We start from the raw sequence: 18,990 nt of genomic DNA, 5'->3' as shown, positions 1-18,990 counted from the left end.
CACCACCCAAGCGATGGCTCGCCATCTTCACTCCGCAGCCTCCGGGTTCGACTTCGACCTTGTGCCGGTCGCCGACCTCGCCTTGCCGGACAGCGCGGCGTTCTTCACCATTTCAGGAGGGACTGGTAGAGGTTTGTCCGCGTGTGCCGGGGCAAGCGGATCATTCTTGATATCACCGGTAAACGGCGGCAGGCACAACACCTCGCGCAAGCGTTGGAACAGCACCAATGTGTGTGGCGCCATTTCGTCAACCGAGCCTGCGATGTACTGCGCCACTTCCAGGGCCAGTTGACGCTGTTTCATGTCGGCGAGCAACTCCGGCAATGTCGCAACCACCCGGTCCGGCTCATAGGTCGAGATCAGAGACTGCTCGTGGATGATGGCTGAGCGTTCCTCGTCCGACAGCGAGGCAAAAGGCTCGTCCATCGTCAGGACCCGGTTCGAGCACTCAAGCCGGTCGCGACGCACTCCGCCGCCGTTGTTTGCCAGAAGTACGAGGATGCGGACGACCGCTTCGATGAATCCGCCCTTGCCGATCTTATCGATGGCCTTGGACACTTCCGGCGCTGTTCGCAACTCGGTCGGGTCCTTCAGCGAACGGCGCATTTCGTGACCCCGGCCAAAGAGCCGTGCCCATGGCGTGCCCCAAAGCGTATGGAAGGTCAGCTCATACGCCATGTCGCGTTGGTCCCGCCATAGGTCGATGGCTTGGGTTACCATCTCGGTCCAGGTCGCCTCGGCGGCGAGGAACGGGTTGTCGCTGGTCGTTGGCCGTCTTTCAGCTCGCACCTTTTGGGCGGACTGCTGAACCGGTTTCATCGCCGGGTTCCGGGTCGCGAAGATCGCCCGCTGCATGCGTTGCGGGTGCAAGGATCGGCTCATCTCGGCCATTGTCGGGGTGACGGCAGCCTTGATCCACGGGCGAACCATCAGGTCATAGGCCTGCGCCTGTACCTCGGACGCTCTTGCCACGGCAGCAAAGGGCCGTTCGTCGTCGACCCCATCGTCCAATTGGCGAATGTGGTCCAGCGCCCTTTCGGCAAGGCTCACGACAAAACGGCGGTTATCTACGTCGCCTTCGAAATGCTCGATCTTCATCTCGTACAGGCCCGGTGCCAGCGAGGCGATCGTGTCGAGGGTCGTGGCGACCTCGGAATGTTCTTTCTGCGCTACCGAGGACGATACGAAGATGCCAAGATGGCCAACCTGTTCATGAACCATATAGATAATGCGCTGGCCCCGAATGCGGATCTCGTCAGTGTCGGCATAGGATTCCGATATCCAGTTCAATGCTTGTTGCGGCGGGGTGATGTTGTCCCCGTGGCTGGCGAAAACGATGATAGGCGCATGTATCTGCTTGAGGTCGATCGGGCGGCCGGGTTCGAGTCGTGCCTCGTTCTTGACGAGCCGGTTGCCGATGAACAGTTGTTCGACGATCCAGCGGATCTCGGCCTCGGTCATCAGGAAATAGCCGCCCCACCAACGTTCGAACTCCAGAAACCGGTCAGGCCCTTGGTCGATATCCCGATAAAGGTCGACATATTTGCGAAATAGCGTTCGGGATGGGTTCAGCATCTCGAAGTTCTGAACAAGGTGAGCCCCGTCGAAGAGACCGCCGCCCAGGTCGGATATGAACATTGGCACTCAAGTTCCTCCGAGTACCCCGCCGTTGTAACGCATCGGGTTCTCGCCTACCTGCCCGGACCAGGTGGCAACCGGTGCACCGTTGAGGACAATCGGCCCGGTAACGTCGGGGTTGGTCGCGGCCAGCAACAGCGTTGCCCAACCGCCCTGGCAATTGCCCATGACAACGGGTTTGGCGGCCTGCGGGTGCAAGCGCTGAACCTCGCGGACAAAGGCGGCCTCGGCACGGGTGACGTGAGAAACGAATTGTCCCGGTTCGGGCATGCGACGGAAGGCCACGAAATAGATCGGATGCCCGCCACGAAGTGCCACTCCCACCTGGCTGTCCGTCTTGAATCCACCAATGCCGGGACCGTGTCCTGCGCGCGGATCAATCACGATAAAAGGTTGTTTGGTTTCGTCGATCTCGCAGCCTTCAGGGGGCAGGATCTTGAGCAGCAGGTAATTCGAACTGTGCAGTAAGTCTCGCCCATCCATGATCACTTCATAGTCATAGGCGAGGACCGGGGGACAACCTGCCGCCTCATGTTCCAGAAAGACGTCGCCACGCTCGCGTAGCGCATCCAGCGTCAGCATCATCCTTTCCCGGGAGTCGCGAAGGTAATCCTGCCAATGCCCTGCCAGCGACCGCTCCTTGCCCGCTTCGAGCATCGCGTGACCGAGCGCATTCAACCTGTCGGCATTTGCTTTGGCGCGCTTGGAATGATGCTTGTGGATATGCGTAGTCTGTCGTTGCCAAGCTGTGGCGAGAAGTCTGCCTGTCGCGGCGGCGTCATCTGCGTCCGCTTCGAGGTGTTTTGTCACCTCCTCCAATAGGCTGATCGTACCGGACGAGGGGTCGGAAAGCGGCTGGAGTTCTGTCAGGTTCAGTATGTCGTAGACGTTCGTCACGTCGTTTCTCCTATGCCGTAATCGAATAGCCGCCGTCGATTTCGTGTACCCCGCCCGTAAGGTTCCGGGCTTCGCGCGAGGCGAGGAATACCGCCGTGGCCCCGATGTCCTCGATCGAGGCAAGGACATGCATGGGAGCGCGATCAGAGGCGGTGTTCAGCATTTCGTCGAAGTGCCCGATACCCGACGCCGCACGTGTCTTGAGCGGACCGGGCGAAAGGGCATGTACCGAAATGCCCTTCTCACCAAGCTCGGCCGCAGCATAGCGCACCGAGCTTTCGAGAGCGGCCTTGACCGGCCCCATCATGTTGTAATTCCTGACCACCCGGTGAGAGCCGAAAAACGATACCGACATGCAGGTGCCGCCCCAGGCCATCAGCGGCTCGGCCATCCGCACCATCCGCAAGAACGAATGAACAGAAATATCCATGGTGAGTTTGAAGCCCTCAGCCGAGCAGTCGATGACACGGCCGTGCAGATCGTCACGTGGTGCAAAGGCGATGGAGTGCAACAGGATATCCAACTTGCCCCACTTGCGCTCGACTTCGCCGAAAACGGTTTCCATCTCGTCCGGCTTCTGCACGTCAAGAGGCAGGATGATCTCGGACCCAAGTTGTTCCGCCAGTGGTCGCACATGGGGTTCAGCCTTTTCGTTGAGATAGGTCACCGCAATGTCCGCGCCTTGCTCCCGAAAAGCCTTGGCGCACCCCCATGCAATCGAGTTGTCATTCGCGACACCGACGACGAGAGCCTTCATCTGGTTCAGGGAAAACATGGCATCGCTCCGGCTGAGTCCGGGCAATGATGCACATGCATCATGAAATTTCTGCAACGCAGCGACAATGACGTCGGAGCAACTCTGGGGATGCAAAAAAATGCGAATGGAAGGGCGCGTCCCCTCGGCTTTCGATGAACTGCCTAGAGAGCCGTCATATCGTCGCTGATTGCGATTTAGGAGTTAACTCGGTGGTGGCACACGGCCAAGCGCGACGTCCATGCGGGCTGTACTGCACATGCACCGCTTCGCATATTCAAGCTTTCGAATCGAGTCTCCAGAATACCCCGCAGCCTGTTCGCAATCCGAACGTGCCGCCCCTGCCATCTGGAAGGCCGATGGGTTGCCGCCGGTTTGGGTCAGTTGTTGGTACACGCTGCGCGCATCCACGACCTGTGCCACAAGATCTGCTTGCAGCGTGTCGCCAATATCGTCCTGGGAAAGCGGAACATCCCGATAACTGCGACAGGCGGCAAGAATTTGGCCGAGCCCCACAGTCACCCGACGGTTCAATCTTTCCGGAGTGCGTACAGCGACTAGAAGCTCTCGTTCTCCGCGGCTCTGGATCGTGTCCACCCTGTCGACGGGAACGCCGGCTGCGATCAATGCCTGAGCAACGGTCCGAGCCCGGCGCAGGCCCAGATTATCGTTGTAAGCGGAACTGCCGACTGCGTCCGTGTAACCGACCACGACTGTCGGCTTGTACGTGTCGATCGCCTTCAGCGCCTCGGCGATCTCGAGCACTTGCGCTCGCCCGGACTCGTCGAGTTGATCGGAGTCGAATTCGAAATTCACTGTGCCGAATGTCTGCGCCAATCCGATCGACGCAAGGCACGAGAAAACGATGCCAAAGACAAGAGACTGAAACCAGTTCCGCATCACAAACCCCGGTGGTCCGCATGTATGTCACACATTGTGGACAGTGTCGTTTCATTTCGCAAGGATTGTGTATGCAAGGCGTGTGGGTTGATCTAAGTTGCGATGGTGAGGTGGCAGGAGCCGCAGACGTCAACGGACGGAAGCAGAAGGGCATTTCACGATGAGGATGAGGAAGTCTTGTTCGCGTATCTCGGCGTTGGCCATGTTTGCTTTCATGGCACTGGTGGAGCCGTTGAAGGCCGATACGCTTTCTTTGACCGATACCATTCTTTACGTTCTTGAGACCAACCCCGAGATCGAGGCGGCGGCTGCCAACAAACAAGCCATCGAATTCGAACTTGAGCAGGCGCAGAGCTTTCGTACACCCCGCGTCGAACTGGAGGCATGGGCAGGCGCAAGCCGGAACCAAGGCACTGCATCACCGGATCTGGGCGCCGCCTCTGGAACGATCTCAGGTTATGAGTTGAGTGCCCGCATCTCGCAGATGCTTTTCGACGGGTACGAGACCCGCTCGGAGATCGAACGCCAAGCCTATCGCATCGACGCGGCCGCCTATCGCGTCATGGAACGGTCCGAGGTGCTTTCGCTTGAGGCCGTCCGGCTTTTCTCGGATGTATTGCGGAGCCGCGCGCTGGTGGCGCTCGCACGCGATAACTTGACCTACCACCGCAATGTTTATTCACGCCTTCGAACCGGCTTTGATCGTGGCGTGGTCGGCCCGGGTGACTTGCAGCAGGCCGAGGAGCGCGTCTGGCTCGCCGAGGATACGGTTCTCGAGTTCCAGTTGAACCTGGAAGACGTCGAAACACTTTTCCTCGAAACGGTCGGGGTAAAGCCCGGCAGCCTCGGATCGGTCCCCAGGATTTCTTCGAGCGTGCCTGCATCGCTCGAAACTGCGGTTGCGCGGGCGCGAAGCGACAATCCGACCATAAAGTTCATGCAATCAGATGTCGGCGCCGCCGAGGCATTGGCCCGTCGCGCTAACGCCAATCGGTATCCGACCCTGAATCTCGAAGCAGATGGTCGCTTTGGCGAAGATGTCGGCGGGTTCGTCGGGGACCGTCGCGACGCCCGCGTCGGTCTTGTTGTCCGGCATGAGTTTCAAGGCAAACGCAAGCGGGCGGTCCGGCAAGAGCAATCGCGCCGTGTCAATGAATCGCGCGCGCATCTTCTTGGCCATACGCGTCGCGTCGAAAGCGAGGTTCGTCAATCTTGGGCTACGTTGAATTCTGCGCGGCGCAGGTTGCAGACGATCCAGTCACAAGCCGACCTTTCCCGCAGTTTGCGCGGCGTCTACGAAGAGGAATACCGCGTCGGGAGCCGTTCACTCCTTGATGTCTTGAATACCCAGAACGCGTTGTTTCAAGCGGAGGCAAACCTTGTGAACGCGCGCAGCCTGGCCACTTATGCCGAGTACCGGGTTCTTGCGTCGATCGGCATTCTTCTGCCATCTCTCGGGATCGATCGCCCCGAGGATGCGCGTGCCTATGCCCGTGAGCGGGTTGGAGCGCCTGGCCTGAACGAGACCAGTAGCGAAACCCAGTTCGACGCAAAAACCTTCAAGGATTGGCGCAAGTCCGTTAGCGACAGGTAAACGCAATCTGACAGGGATCGTCACATTACCGACTCTTCCGATCAAACCACGCAGAAAGCGCGCATACAGCTGAATCCTTCGGTTCAGAGGCCAGAGCCATCCGTTCGTGAATGGGACTTCGGACGTCTTCAAAGTGACCCCTTGGCACAGGCGCTTGCGGCTTGTGCACGGCTGGCGGGACGAGATGTCGGGGTGGATGCCCTTCTGGCAGGTTTACCGCTGCCCGCAGACGGTTTGCTGACGCCCGGTCTGGCCGTTCTCGCCGCCGAACAGCATGGTTTTCGCGCGACGCTTATTCGGCGCAGACTCTCTGCCTTGCCCGGAAACGTGTTACCTGCGGTTCTGTTCTTGCGTGGTCGAGAGGCTTGTGTGCTGATTGAGGTCAAGGGCGATGCCGTGACGGTGATCTGGCCATTGCGTTCGGATGATCCGATAGAGATGGATCGCAAGGACCTTGCTCAAGAGCATTCCGGTCACGTCCTCCTGCTACGCAATGACCAGACGGTTCTGGACACCGGCCCGGCCACCTCTTCGACCGCGGCGGACGGGCATTGGTTCTGGGGTGTCGTGCGGCGGTATTGGCCCGAGTATCTTCAAGTGATACTGGCATCTGTGCTCGTCAATGTACTTGGCCTCGCAGTTCCGATCTTTACCATGAACGTGTATGATCGCGTCTTTCCGACAGCTGCCCTTGTTACACTGTGGTCCCTTGTGGCAGCCGTCGGGATCGCGTTGTTCTTCGACGCGGGCCTGAAGTGGATCAGGTCCTCTATCGTCAATCGCGTTGGCCGAAACGTGGACTTGGCAGTTTCATCATCGATCTTCCGACACATTGCCGATCTCAAACTGCAGGAAAACGCGCAACCTTCCGGCGCGACAATCAACACGTTGAAGGATTACGAACAGGTCCGGGATTTCTTTTCGTCGCAGACTGTGGCGACGCTCACCGATCTATTGTTCAGCTTCTTGTTCATTGCGGTCATCGCCTATATCGGCGGACCGCTGGCCTATCCGCCTGCAGCCGCGCTTGCCTTTGTGCTTGTTCTCGGGCTGGCGGTGATCGTCCCGTTGAACCGCGCATCGAATGCATCGCGACAGATGACCGGGGTAAAGAATGCGGTGGCGACCGAGGCAGTCACGGAACTTGAGACGCTCAAGGCAATCGCCGGCCAAGGGCGCATGCAGGCAAGATGGGAGCGGCAGGTCGCCGAAAGCGCGCGCGCTGGTGAACGGAGCAAGGCGTTGGCCACTTTCGTGACCACCATGACTGGGCTGGCGCAACAGGCTTCCTCGGTTGGGATCGTCATCATCGGCGTCTATCTTGCCCTGGAGGGTGGGCTGACGATGGGCGCCGTCATTGCAGCCATGATCCTTTCGGGCCGCGCATTGGCCCCGACGGCGGCGCTGGCCGGTCTGTTCGTGCGCGGCAGCTTCGCTGCGTCGACCCTCAGGAGTCTCAACGCCCTGATGGCAAGGCCGTCGCATAAATCCAAACCCGGTGCGAAAGTCGCGGCCCGCGTCGAGAGGGGTGCATACGAGTTCCGAAACGTCTCGCTCGAGTATCCCGGCTCGCAGGTTCCGGCGCTAAAGGACATCTCCTTTTCCACAACCGGGGGCGAGCGGATCGGACTGATCGGACCGGTGGGCGCGGGCAAGACCAGTCTCACACGCCTGATGAGCGGTTTGTACGAACCGACCGGGGGGCTGGTAACCGTCGATGGGTTGAACCTGTCACAGATTAATCCGGCCAATCTGCGAAAGGATGTACAGTTGGTGCCGCAAAACGCGGTCCTGTTTTCGGGAACCTTGGCCGAAAACATCGCCTTTGGCATGCCGCAGGCCAGTATCGATGACGTTATTCAAGTTGCCAGGTTGACGGGTGTCGACAGGTTGGCGGCAAAGAACCCGCAAGGCCTCGCCATGCAGATATCCGAACGGGGGGCAAACCTATCCGGTGGGCAACGTCAGTTGGTCGCCTTGGCGCGAGCGTTGTTGCCGAAACCGCGCGTGCTCATTCTCGACGAACCGACCTCCTCGATGGATACGGCCAGCGAACGGTTTTTCATCGCGCGGCTCGAAGCCTTGCTTGAACTGCGCCCCATGACCCTGATCGTCTCGACGCATCGGACCAGCCTGCTGAAACTCGTGGATCGCGTCATCGTGCTGGAACAAGGCACCCTGTCGCAGGATGGCGAACGCGCAAAGGTCCTGGCCAGTCTCGGTCGGGGCACAGCATGAGCCCGCAGGACTGGACGCTACGCGACTTCGCGCAAGGCGAAACGCCGGGGCGTCTGGGCCGTTCGTCGCGTCTGCTGACTTTGTTGCTTTTGGTTTTTGTCTTTTTGATCGGGGCAGCGATCTTCTGGGCGTCGCGGGCTCGGATAGAAGAAATCGCACGCGCGACTGGCCGGGTGGTGCCGTCAGGACAAGCCCGCGTTGTGGAAAGTCTCGAAGGTGGAATAGTTCGCGAAATCCTGGTGTCCGAAGGTGACCGGGTGGAGCTTGGACAAATCCTTATCCGCATTGACGATACTGGTTCTTCCGCGTCTCTCGGTGAATTGCAGGCGCAGATGCGCGCGCTCACTGCGCGCAGCCTCAGGCTGGAAGCCGAGTTGCAGGATCGAGATCGCCTGGCATTCGATCGAGAAGTGATCGACCCCGAAAGTCCGTTAGCCTTGCGAGAGATTGCCAGTTTCGACAGCCGCCTTGCCAGTTTCGTAGGTCAGCGCGCTGTTCTGGAGGCGCAGATCAACCAAAGGCAACGTGAGTTGGAAGAAATCTCCGCTGCGACTGCAAGGGTGGCCGAAGGCATTTCACTATTGCAGGAAGAAATCCAGCTAAAGACCGAAAGCGGGGTCATTCCCCGAGCTCAGATTATCCCGATCGAACGAGAGCTATCGGCGCGGCGGCAAGAACAGGACAGCCTTACCAGCCGTGCGCTTCAGGCGAACGCAGCCTTCGTCGAAGCCGAAGCCAGGCTCAGGGAGTTGGAATTGCAGCGTCGGGCCGAGATCAGCCTCGAACGCTCGGACACGCTCAACCAGATGAGCGTAATCGAGGAAAGTATCCGCAGCGCAAGCGATGTCGTTTCCCGCGCCGCCCTCAGGGCGCCTGTCAGTGGGATCGTTTCGGTGTTAAATGTGAACACTCTGGGATCGGTCGTGGCGCCGGGCGAAGAGCTTCTGCGGATCGTGCCCAAGGATGGCAAGCTGCAGGTGGATGTACGACTTCGTCCCGAAGATGTTGCCTTTGTTTATCCCGACCTCCCGGCAAGCGTAAAACTCACGTCGTTCGACTTTACGATCTATGGAGCGCTCGATGGTCGCGTGATCCGGGTGGGCGCAGACGCCGAGCAGGACGAAGCCACCGGTGAGATTTTTTTCCCGGCAATTGTCGAGACGAACGAAAACGCCTTGGAGTGGCGCGGCGAAACCTTCGAGATACGGCCCGGCATGGTCGCCGCTGTCGATATACTTACGGGCGAACGGACGGTACTGGACTACTTGCTCAAACCTTTCCGGAAGGCGCGGCTAGAGGCGATGCGCGAGCGTTAGATCACGGCAGTTTCCTGTGCGCCGCTGGCATTCGTGAAGATCACTTCGACAGCATCCGCAAACGCGCCGCCAGCATCACTCACCACGGCTGCGACCTGACCGTCAATCAACAGTTGGCCGTCCGAATTGCTGTATCCGACGTGGTCGGCAAGCGTCTCTCCGGGGGCCAGCGTGACGGTCAAGGTCAGATCAAGTTGATCGACGCCCGTGGGATTGAGGATCCCGGTCGGTTCTTCGAAGTCGAGGATGGTATCGGTCGAGGACAGATCGGTTATCGAAAACATGTCTTGGCCTGCGCCGCCTGTGAGCGTGTCCGCACCGGCGCCTCCGATCAGGACATCATCTCCTGCGCCACCGATCGCGATGTCGTCGCCTGCGCCGAGGTCGACTGAGAATGCTGTTGTCGCGCCGCCAAGATCGACGAAATCAGAACCGCCCAGCATCTCGAAACCGTCGATATCCTGATAGGGGCGTGTGCCATCGACAATCACGGCGTCATTCCCTGCCGTCCCCTTCGCAACATCGACAGAAGCGGCGTCGCCAGTCTCGTCCGTCATGAGATCTCGCGTGGTGCCATCGGGGTTCGTCACGGTTCCGTCGGACTCCATCTGGAGTGTGTCGATCACCAGGTTCGCCGTTGCCGTGCTACGTGCGGGGCCGGGACCGCTATCCACGACTTCGTAGCTCAACGTGGCACTGCCGTCGTACGGAACCGGCGTGGCGATGAACACATCGGAACCAATTACCGAAACGCTGATCGACGGATCGTCGATTGTCACATTCTCGATGGTCAGCGGTCCGTTCGGGTCGCTTGCATTGGCCAGCAGATCCGAGAACGGAATGACAAACAGCGGATCGACTGACACCACGTCGATCGGCCCGGTGATTACGGGCTGGTCATTCACGGCAATCGAGAACGGTACAGGCGCCCCATCGCCATGATTTGTCTGCACTGTGATGTCGCCGGTCAGGACACCCGCATAAGTACCGGGCAGGGTGATCGATAGCGCCGCGACCAGCAAGGCGAAGTCAGCAGGTGAGGTTGACCCACGCGACAGGGTCAAAACATTGCCGGAAATCGTTCCCGCTGACGGCACCGTGCCGGCCGGTGGCGGTGTATCAAACCGGACCAGCACTGTTTCCAGGGTCTCCGACGGCGATGCCTGCACGTCAGTAACCGTGGCCGCGATGTTGAAGTCCACAGTGATGGGTGTTCCGGTTTGCGGCGCAGCGGTCGGTTGCGTGTTTGCGGTAAAATCGAGGTCAAGTTCGCCCGCTATGTCGATGGTGAAACTGCCGCCGTCGGAGCCGCCTTCATTCGTCGTGACCGAAATTGAACCGTCAAGCGGCGTGCCGTTGGTCGCATGGTCCTGTGGGAAGGTCACGGTCAGTTGCGCGAAATCGGCGTTGGTGCCTGTCCAGACCAGATCGCCGGATACCGGTACTTCGCCACCGCTTCCGACGCGATAGGTTGTGCCGGCCGGAACGCCTGCGATCGTGTAAGTGATGGTCGCGGTTTCTGATCCGTCGGTGTCTGTCACCTGAATGTCAAAGTCGCTGGCCGGCTGATACTCCAACGGCGCATCCGTTTCGTCCAGCATGACGTCCGGATCTAGTATGGCAAAGGTCAGGTCGGGTGCAGGGTCGATTACCGCGGTAAGGGTTTGCGGTGGCGAGGCTTGTGTATCGGTAAAGTAAACCGAACTGTCCGTTGTGATTGCCGTGACCTCGATCTGGAGATCGCCCGAGAAATCAGGCGGGGCCACGATCTCGACCGTTCCGTTGGGGTCCCACCCGGCAAGGCGTGAGACAGCCGGCACAGAACTGCCCGGGATGGTCGCGACCCCATTCGTTACGGTGACTGGCGCCCCACCAACAAGAACCACCGTGCCCTGCGGCAATTGCGACAACTGGAAATCCATTGTTTCGTGGAAATCCGGTGTTGTGGCGGATAGCGCTAGGGTGAATGTCGCGCTTTGATCCTCGACGCCCGAGGCTGGCGTGATCTGCGCGGCCAGAGTTGGCAGATCGGCGTCGGGCCGAACCCGAAGAATAAAGGATTGTGTTCCCGATTGCTCGTCCGAATTGGCGAGTTCCAAGGTGTTGACGGTAATCTGAAGCGGGATCTCCGACGGCAGAGACGGATCAAGGCTGTCCGGTGTTCGGGCGTGTTCAACCGCCAGTTTCAATGTGACCTGCGGGAACGCGGTTTCCGAGATGGTGAAGGTTCCGTCACCATTATCGATGAAACCTGATCCGGACGGGCCTGAAACCTCGAGATAATCCGGGACTGGCCCCAACACGATCGAGATCGTCTCGGACCCATCCTGGTCCGGGGTCGCGGCCTCCAGCACCTGTGACAGGTTGAACGGAACATCTTCGATCGCAAGGATGACCGGAACGGGGCCGGAGAGGTCGACAAAGGGTTGCCCTGTATCGGGGTCGGTGACGCTCGTATCAAAGTCGAAGGTGGGCTGATCCGCGACGGGTATCACTTCGATCGTCCGCGACAGGCTGTTCGTTTTGGTGTCGCCGTTGATGTCCTCGGTCGTTGCCTCGATTTCCAGTTCGAGAGGCCCGCTGTAGTGTGTGACCGGAACGATGGACAGGCCTGCAAGATCCGTGGGAGCGATCTCGAACCGCAGCAGACCGCCCGCGACCGGAGTTCCCGTGATCGGGTTCCCCGATCCATCGACCAATGCCTGTGCGGCGGTGTCGCTGATGGTGATGACGACATTGCCGGTGACACGTTCGCCGCCGTCGATGCCCTCGATGGTCAGGCCCAGATCGTAGTTCGTATCCTCGTCAAAAGAATTTCCACCGGCAAGAACGATGCGGGGGCCGTCCGCCACCGGCACGATCGTCAGGTTGAACGTGCTCGATCCGCTGGAGGTGGTTCCACAGGTGAAATTGTTGAGGATCATCTGGTATTCGAGCGTGTCGAGGCTGTCATACGGATCATCCGGCCCAAGCGTTTCGCCGGTAGAGAACGGGTTGTCCGGGCTCGACTCGTGCTCGGGTGGGGTGAACAGAATGGTTCCCTGCGTCTGTGTCGGGTCGTTCGGGTCCACGCCAAGCGTTGCCAGGTCGATGACCCAAAGACCGGTATCGGGATCAAACAGCGCACCGCCCGGCGGGTCCGTGCTGATGGTCGATCCGGGCGGCAGCGTAATGGCCAAACCGAAATCACCGGTCACGCCGTTCGGCAGGTTCCACAAGTCCTCGATGCTGTCGTAGAACGGCGGCTGAGGCGTAATCTTCAGTTTGAGCGCTATTTCAGTGTCTTCGTCGCCGCTTCCGATAAGTTCGAGCGTCGGCAAAGGCAGGTCCTGCTCGGGTGTACAGGCGCTGCCACCGTCACCCGTCCCTGGCAAAACCACGACGGTGAAGTCCTGGCTCACGACCTCGCCGCCGGCGCTGGCATCCACCAGGTTCAGGAAATCGCCGATATTGGTTGTGCTGGGATAACTGAAATCATCTTCGACGACGATCGCGTTGAACGTCATGTCGTAATAGGTCACTTGTGAAACGTCTTCCGGCACGAACCGAAGGTTTGCAAGCTGCGCCTCGGTGACGAAGTAGGATGTGCCCGTGGTGTCGGCAGGGGTGCCCCCGCTGAAGGTCGTTGCCGGGTCGACGCCCGTGATGATGTAGTAGATCGTTTCCGAGCCGTCGAAACTGCCACTGAACGTGATTTCCGTCATCGTCCCGCTCAGCGGCGTGGCAGACCCGAATGACGGGTTTTCCGCATTGTAGAGACCGGTGATGAGTTGCAGGTTCGTAAGCCTCGCGTCCAACTCAAAGATCTGGGTGTCGAGGCCGACATAACCATAGACCCGATCGTGGTTCGCGACTCCGTCCACAACCTCGTCCGGCCGGAACGTGTCATCGATCAGGTTGTCACGGACGCCGTCGGGCGCGTTGCTGGGGTCCGGGTCCTGAACGGTGATGATCGGAGTGTCGGCCACGCCGGTGACATCTATCGCGACGGAGGAGGTCCGGCTTGTGACCTGCGTCGGGTCGATCGTTTCGCGGTATGACAGCGTTACATCGAAATGGAATGTTTCGTTGCTGTCCTGCCCCGGCAATACCCAGAGGTTCCCCGCCTGTGCCTGCGATAGGGTCAAGGCGCCACGGGTGTCGAGCAGGAACTCGTTCGGGACCGTTCCGCCGACGGATGCGGCCGGGTTGCCATCGAAGAACCGAAGCGTCCGGCCAAACGAGTCCGGTTGCACATTCGAGATGACGATATCGCCAAATACCTCTTCGGGAGATCCGGGGGAATTGCCGGGATTGTCGATCACGTTGGCGCGGAGGTCGACCTTGAAGGCGGTGTCTTCCGGACCGGTCGTGTTCCCGTTGGGATTGCCGCCGTCGACGACGGGCAGGACGGTAAAGACCTCGTTCAGCCGGGTCACTCGCGTGCCACCGCCATCGAATTCCGTTGTGACAACATCAACCGTAAGGGGCAGATCGCCTGCGAAATGAAGCGGTACACCTCGCAACTCAGCGGTCTGAAACTGGCTGGCTTCAAGGCTCCAGGAGTTGAAACCTGGCGGCATGTTCAGGTCGGTGATCAGCGCGGGGATTTTCGGTCCGGTCGGATTGTCCGGATCGGCTGCATAAACGGTCAGGCCGGCCGGGACGTCGCGCAGGACGACCGCCGTGATCGTCTCTGATCCATCCGTATCCCGGATGACCGGCGTAATCGGGAACTGAAAGACGCCGCCGGCATCGTCAATGACCTGCTCGTTCCCGACGGGCTTGTTGATAAGGACGGCAAAGTTGTTCAGCGGGCCGACATCGACATCGACCTGAACGCTGGCGGTCTGGCGATTGGTCTGGACAGTGCTGGAATCCACGGTGGTCAGGGTGAATTTCAGATCGGCCCCGAAGAAGTCGCCAACGGAGGTGAACGGATCGCCATTCATCCGGTCGATGTCATAATCCTCGTATAGCGAGGGCTCAAGTGGCAGCACACCGGAGAATTCGGTTACGTCCGGTGCAAAGGTCAGCGTGATCTGGCCTGTCGCGGGGTCATAAGTCGATGACGCGAGCTTTGCGAGCTCGGGTACGGGTAGTGGGCCCACGCCGGTAGGTCCGCGGAACGCATCCGGATTGATGATGCCGCCGGACTCGAACGGGGCAATCCAGGCGGTCGGCACGTTTTCGACGATCAGTGTCTCAAGCTGTTCCGAGCCATCCTTGTCGGGTGTTCGGGCATCGAGGCGCAGGAAAAGCGTTATCGGACCGGGCCCGGAACCGTCATCGGTGCTTTCAACCACCTGCATTGTCGACGTATCGATGACATCGGAGTCGACTGCGCGCTCGACGACCCTGCGGGGGCTGCCGCGCTCGACAAAGGCAACATTGTTGACGAATACACCTGCGAACAGCTCGGCCTCGGCATCCGGCCGGACCTCTTCGGTAAGTTGGAAAACCTGCGTCGCGAAATTGTCGGTCGTATCGATTTCGACATCGCCAGTCGTCGTCTCGTTCCAGTTCGCGGTGCCGTCGACCGTGAGAAGACCGCTGAAATGTTGCGGCACCGTCAGGCGAAGGAACTCGATAGCGGTCGAAAATTCATCCGTCGTGGTACCCGGGGCCGGTTCGACCGAATAACTGACGCTGTCGGCCGTTCCAGCGGTCTGGGTGATGACGACATCATTCCGCGCCCCCGAGTTCCGAACACTGAGCATCAGCTGGCTGGGGTCGGACGCGTCGAACATGTCGCTTTCGGTCGCGACGGTGATCGTCAGATCAAGCGACGAGAACGCCTCGGACCCGTCGACATCGTCCAGCGCGAGATCAGTGATGGACAGGTTCAGGCGCCTGACGTCCTGTGTGTTCTCGGTGCGCCGGTGATTCTGGGTGTTGAACGAGGCGCCATCGACAATGGCGTCCACATCGACATCGACCGGATCGCTGACCTTGGCCGTGTCTGTCGGCAAGCCCGCTGCCCGATCTTCGGCCGTGACAGTGGCGGTCAAATCACCGGAAACGATGGTCTCGACGTCGCGATCGTCATCGGCGAGGGGGGTAACGCGCAAGGCGCCCGAGAAAACCGTGACATTACTGTTCAGCGTGATCGTTAGTGTCGTACCGGACAGATTGGCCGACGAGATCTGGTTGCGTCCCTGCTCGAACAAGGCGAGATCCACGGCACCATTGGTATCGGGCACCCAGCCTGCGGGCAAGTCGGCGATCACGATCTCGGTCAATTCCTCGGACCCGTCGCGGTCCGGCGTCTGTGCGTCGATGGTCAGCAGGAAAGACCCATCTTCATCGACAAGGTAGTTGTCCGTTCCGATCTCGTCTACGTCCACCTCGCTGTCGTCAACCGCCAGTACGATGGTGGGCTCAGCAACGGGTGTTACGTTGAGTGCAAAAGCGCGCGTCGTGCCTGCGGCAACACCTTCGTCGGTCTGGATGGTTACCTCGATATCGACAATGCCCGAGAAGTGCTGCGGGAAGGAACGAACGCCCAGTTGCTGCAAAGCCGCCAGATCGCCGGTCCAACTGTCTGTCGGGCCATTCAGAACCGTGCCATCGGTCAGAACCGTGTCGCCGGCGGGCAGCCCTGCAAACGCAACCGAGATGGCGGTTATCGACTCTGATCCGTCTATATCGGTCACCGCCGCATCCAGGTTCAATGGGATGTCTACCCCCAGATCCTCGATCACCGTGATGTCATTGGCGGTAATCCGAACGTCCTGTTCCGACGCGATGGTTACCTGGAAGTCGCGCGTCTCGATCCCGTCAAAGGCATTCTGATCGGTTTCGCCCGCGAGGATGGCCTCGTCGGTCGTTGCCGTGACGCTGCCGGTTATGGCCGAACTCGTCGAATAGTCGTCAGGCACCCGGAATATCAGGTCCTGATACTCTTGGTTGGTGAGCGCTGTCAGCGTGAAGGTTGACCCGCTTGGTACGGGAACGAAGCTGCTGCCGCCATCAATGGAATAGGTACTGCCATCCGGAAGTCCGGAAATCGTGACGTCGACCTGTGCGATGCTTTCAGACCCGTCCTGATCTGGAGAAACGGGTTCAAGCGCCTGGAACAAGACAATCTCGACCGGGTCGCTTGTCGTGTTGTCCTCGTCCGTGTCGCCCGGCACATCGTTTTCCGAAAGGTCCAGTTGCCCCGGGCCATTCAAGATGACATCGCCCTCGGCGTCGATCGTTACGGTCAAGTCGCCGACATCGAACCCGCCCTCATTCGTGACGGCACCAACCAGGCCCTCTAGCGTCGTGGGCGGGTTTTCGGTGGAATAGTCTGCTGGTAACTCGATGATCAGGCCATTGTAGTCTGCCAGTGTGCCGAGGAAATCGAGCGTCGCGCCAGCCGCTTGGAAGGTTGCACCACCGTCGGTCGAGAACCTGCTTCCCGGTGGCAGGGCGTTGAACACCACGCCAACCTGGTCCACCGTTTCCGATCCATCGATATCGGTTGCGGTGGGTGTAATCTGATCCGCCGGGCGGAATGTCAGTACTGCATCGGTTTCCGAAAGAGCGAAGGCACCGTCGCCAACGGCGATATCGCCTTCTTCGTTGACGATAAAGGGAAGGCTCTCCGAGACTGTCCCCTGATCCGTTGTCACGCTGAAGTCCGCCATCAGGGTCTGCAGGGGGCTTGTCGTCGAATAGTCGCGTGGAAGGTAGGCCGTGATGTCATTCGGCGTCAGCGGATCAGGCGGCGCAGCGTAGACGAAGTCGACCGTACCGTCGCCATTGTCGGTCAACGTGCCCACAGGGTTCATGGCGGCGTCCAGGAATTCGGTACCCAGTGGCAAGCCATCAATCTCGAAGCTCGCGGCCAGAACCGTTTCGGCAGGGTCAATGATGACCGAGTAGAATTGGTTGAGTTGGACGGTCAGAACATCGTCGGTTTCGTCCACCTCGACCGAACCAGATATGATGATATCGGGTGTAGGTTCGACGCGAACGGCTTGAAGCGTCGACTTGGCGCCCTCCGGGGTTGTGACGGTCACGACATGCAGGAATGCACCGAAGTAATCGCCGGGAAGGCTCAGAACCAGGTTTTCGGCCTCACTGACAGTTCCCGCCCAACTGTCACCGTTGAGCGCACCCTCGTTCACACCCGTTCCGACAGGCAGGCCGAAGAAACGAATGCCAACCGTCGCGGCGAAGCGTGGATCGGTCGGGTCGGCGGTTTCGGACCCGTCCTGGTCGGTGATGTCGATCTCGATTTCCAGATCGACATCTACCCCCGGGGCCGGCTGCCCGGTAAATCCGCCATCCTCTTGTGCCGTTAGAAGTGCAGGAGCGGAAAGCTCGATATCCTCTTCGAAATCGATGTCGATTGTCCGAGTCGCCGTCGCCGTCCCGTCGTTGATCGTATCGCTCGTGGGGTCCTGATCCTCGTCTGTTTGGATGTCCAGTTGGAACTCCAGCGAGAGCGCAGTGTTGCCATCCGTCAGGTCCGACCTGTTCGCAGTCGAGAAATCCGCCGGTAGCGTAAGCGCGAAGCCTGCATACGCCGCCGCCACATCTACGACCGACTCTGCGTCCATGGTAAGCGTCAGGGTTGAAGAACCATTTGCCGGGTCGGGGGCAAAACCCAGGGTGGAACCCGCAGGTGGCGTGATGCCGAGGCTCGCCTCCGATGAGCCTGCTGGCAGCCCGCGGATCGTCAGAACCAGTGATTGCAGCCCTTCCGACCCGTCGCGGTCTGTCACGTCTGGAGCGAGCAGATCCGACGGAACAACCTGCGTTGCCGCGTCAGTTTCATCAGGAACGGTATCCGCGCCCGTGGTGTCAATTCGGGCATCTCCCTCCGGTGTGATCCGCAACGTGACCGGCGTGGTCTGGCCTGCTGCGTCTTCGGTCGAAGTTGCCGCAAGACTGCCGTTGATTGTCAATCCGTCCGTATCGGGGCTCTCCGTCGAGTAATCTCGTGGAAAGACGAGTGTAAGTGCCTGATACTGTGCCTGCGTGCCGGAGAAAACTAAAGATCCACCCGTAACGGGATCGTATGTGACGCTTCCTGCGGGAACGCCTAGTATTGTCATTCCCGGCGGCAAACCGTCGAGAGACAACCCCACGGTGGTTATCGTCTCAAGCGGAAGGTTGGCATCGAGATCATCTATCGACACCTGCCATGCACTGGACGGACGCAGCGGCACCGGCAGGTCGGTTTCGTTCGCGGTCAACTCATCGATGTTGAATACGATATCGCCTGTCGGCGCGATCTCTACAACCTGGTCCGTGTCCACGCGCCCTTCGGGGCTGATCGCGGTGATCGTGTTCCGGAACGTTCCCGAGTAATCGGCAGGCAGGTCCAGAACAAGGCCGTTGGCCTCGGTCATGGTGCCAGACCAGCGCCCTGCAGCAGGATTGTAGCTCCCGGTCGAAAATTGTGTGCCATCTGGCAGGTCCGTGAACTCGATCTCGACGACAGTCGCATTTTCGGAGCCGTCGGCGTCGGTCGCTGCCACGTCTACCCCAAGATCGACGCGTACACCTGTTCCGTCGGCGTCCTCGTCCGCAGTTACTCGAGACGGGGCAGTCAGGTCGACATCGAGTTCGAAACCGATCTCGATCTGTCGCGTTGCGGTTGCGGTTCCGTCTGTTGGGGTGTCGGTTGCGGGGTCCTGGTCCTCGTCGGTCTGTGTGTTGAGGGTGAGGGTTATGGG

The 18,990-nt window shown here is 59.8% G+C and carries 6 protein-coding genes and 1 pseudogene; 3 read left to right on the top strand and 4 right to left on the bottom strand.

Annotated elements, in window-relative coordinates:
- Positions 1 to 27 precede the first annotated feature (27 nt).
- The 3 genes and pseudogenes from ACFORG_RS23720 to ACFORG_RS23710 all read right to left on the bottom strand — a co-directional run bounded on the left by ACFORG_RS23720 (position 28) and on the right by ACFORG_RS23710 (position 4,189).
- Positions 28 to 2,295, bottom strand: a pseudogene (locus tag ACFORG_RS23720) (DUF3141 domain-containing protein).
- Positions 2,296 to 2,545: 250 nt separating this feature from the next.
- Positions 2,546 to 3,310, bottom strand: coding sequence for an enoyl-ACP reductase FabI (gene fabI / locus ACFORG_RS23715; protein WP_386738097.1), 765 nt, complete (start codon positions 3,308 to 3,310; stop codon positions 2,546 to 2,548).
- Between the two features lie 183 nt (positions 3,311 to 3,493).
- Positions 3,494 to 4,189, bottom strand: coding sequence for an OmpA family protein (locus ACFORG_RS23710; RefSeq protein ID WP_386738096.1), 696 nt, complete (start codon positions 4,187 to 4,189; stop codon positions 3,494 to 3,496).
- Positions 4,190 to 4,391: 202 nt separating this feature from the next.
- Between ACFORG_RS23710 and ACFORG_RS23705 the strand changes: the two genes are divergently transcribed.
- The 3 genes from ACFORG_RS23705 (at position 4,392) to ACFORG_RS23695 (ending at position 9,337) form a co-directional block, all read left to right on the top strand.
- Complete coding sequence (locus ACFORG_RS23705) at positions 4,392 to 5,783, top strand: TolC family outer membrane protein (protein WP_386738095.1); 1,392 nt, start codon at positions 4,392 to 4,394, stop codon at positions 5,781 to 5,783.
- A gap of 141 nt (positions 5,784 to 5,924) precedes the next feature.
- Positions 5,925 to 8,021, top strand: coding sequence for a type I secretion system permease/ATPase (locus ACFORG_RS23700; protein WP_386738094.1), 2,097 nt, complete (start codon positions 5,925 to 5,927; stop codon positions 8,019 to 8,021).
- A complete protein-coding gene (locus tag ACFORG_RS23695) occupies positions 8,018 to 9,337 on the top strand; it encodes an HlyD family type I secretion periplasmic adaptor subunit (protein ID WP_386738093.1) in 1,320 nt (439 codons plus the stop codon). The genes ACFORG_RS23700 and ACFORG_RS23695 overlap by 4 nt, the downstream gene beginning before the upstream one ends.
- On the opposite strand, the gene ACFORG_RS23690 is transcribed toward ACFORG_RS23695, so the two are convergent.
- Positions 9,334 to 18,792: a M10 family metallopeptidase C-terminal domain-containing protein gene (locus ACFORG_RS23690; RefSeq protein ID WP_386738092.1), complete on the bottom strand. Its 9,459-nt coding sequence runs from the start codon at positions 18,790 to 18,792 to the stop codon at positions 9,334 to 9,336. The genes ACFORG_RS23695 and ACFORG_RS23690 overlap by 4 nt on opposite strands.
- Between the last annotated feature and the right edge of the window lie 198 nt (positions 18,793 to 18,990).

The sequence above is a fragment of the Lutimaribacter marinistellae genome (assembly GCF_042648365.1).
Lineage (GTDB): Bacteria > Pseudomonadota > Alphaproteobacteria > Rhodobacterales > Rhodobacteraceae > Lutimaribacter_A > Lutimaribacter_A marinistellae.
Note: the sequence above shows the minus strand (reverse complement) of the source record. Positions and strands in the feature narration are given on the sequence as shown.

What these genes read in the sequence shown, in the direction of transcription:
- fabI (WP_386738097.1), bottom strand. Translation starts at nt 3,310, where the DNA reads ATGTTTTCCCTGAACCAGATGAAGGCTCTCGTCGTCGGTGTCGCGAAT.
- ACFORG_RS23710 (WP_386738096.1), bottom strand. Translation starts at nt 4,189, where the DNA reads ATGCGGAACTGGTTTCAGTCTCTTGTCTTTGGCATCGTTTTCTCGTGC.
- ACFORG_RS23705 (WP_386738095.1), top strand. Translation starts at nt 4,392, where the DNA reads ATGTTTGCTTTCATGGCACTGGTGGAGCCGTTGAAGGCCGATACGCTT.
- ACFORG_RS23695 (WP_386738093.1), top strand. Translation starts at nt 8,018, where the DNA reads ATGAGCCCGCAGGACTGGACGCTACGCGACTTCGCGCAAGGCGAAACG.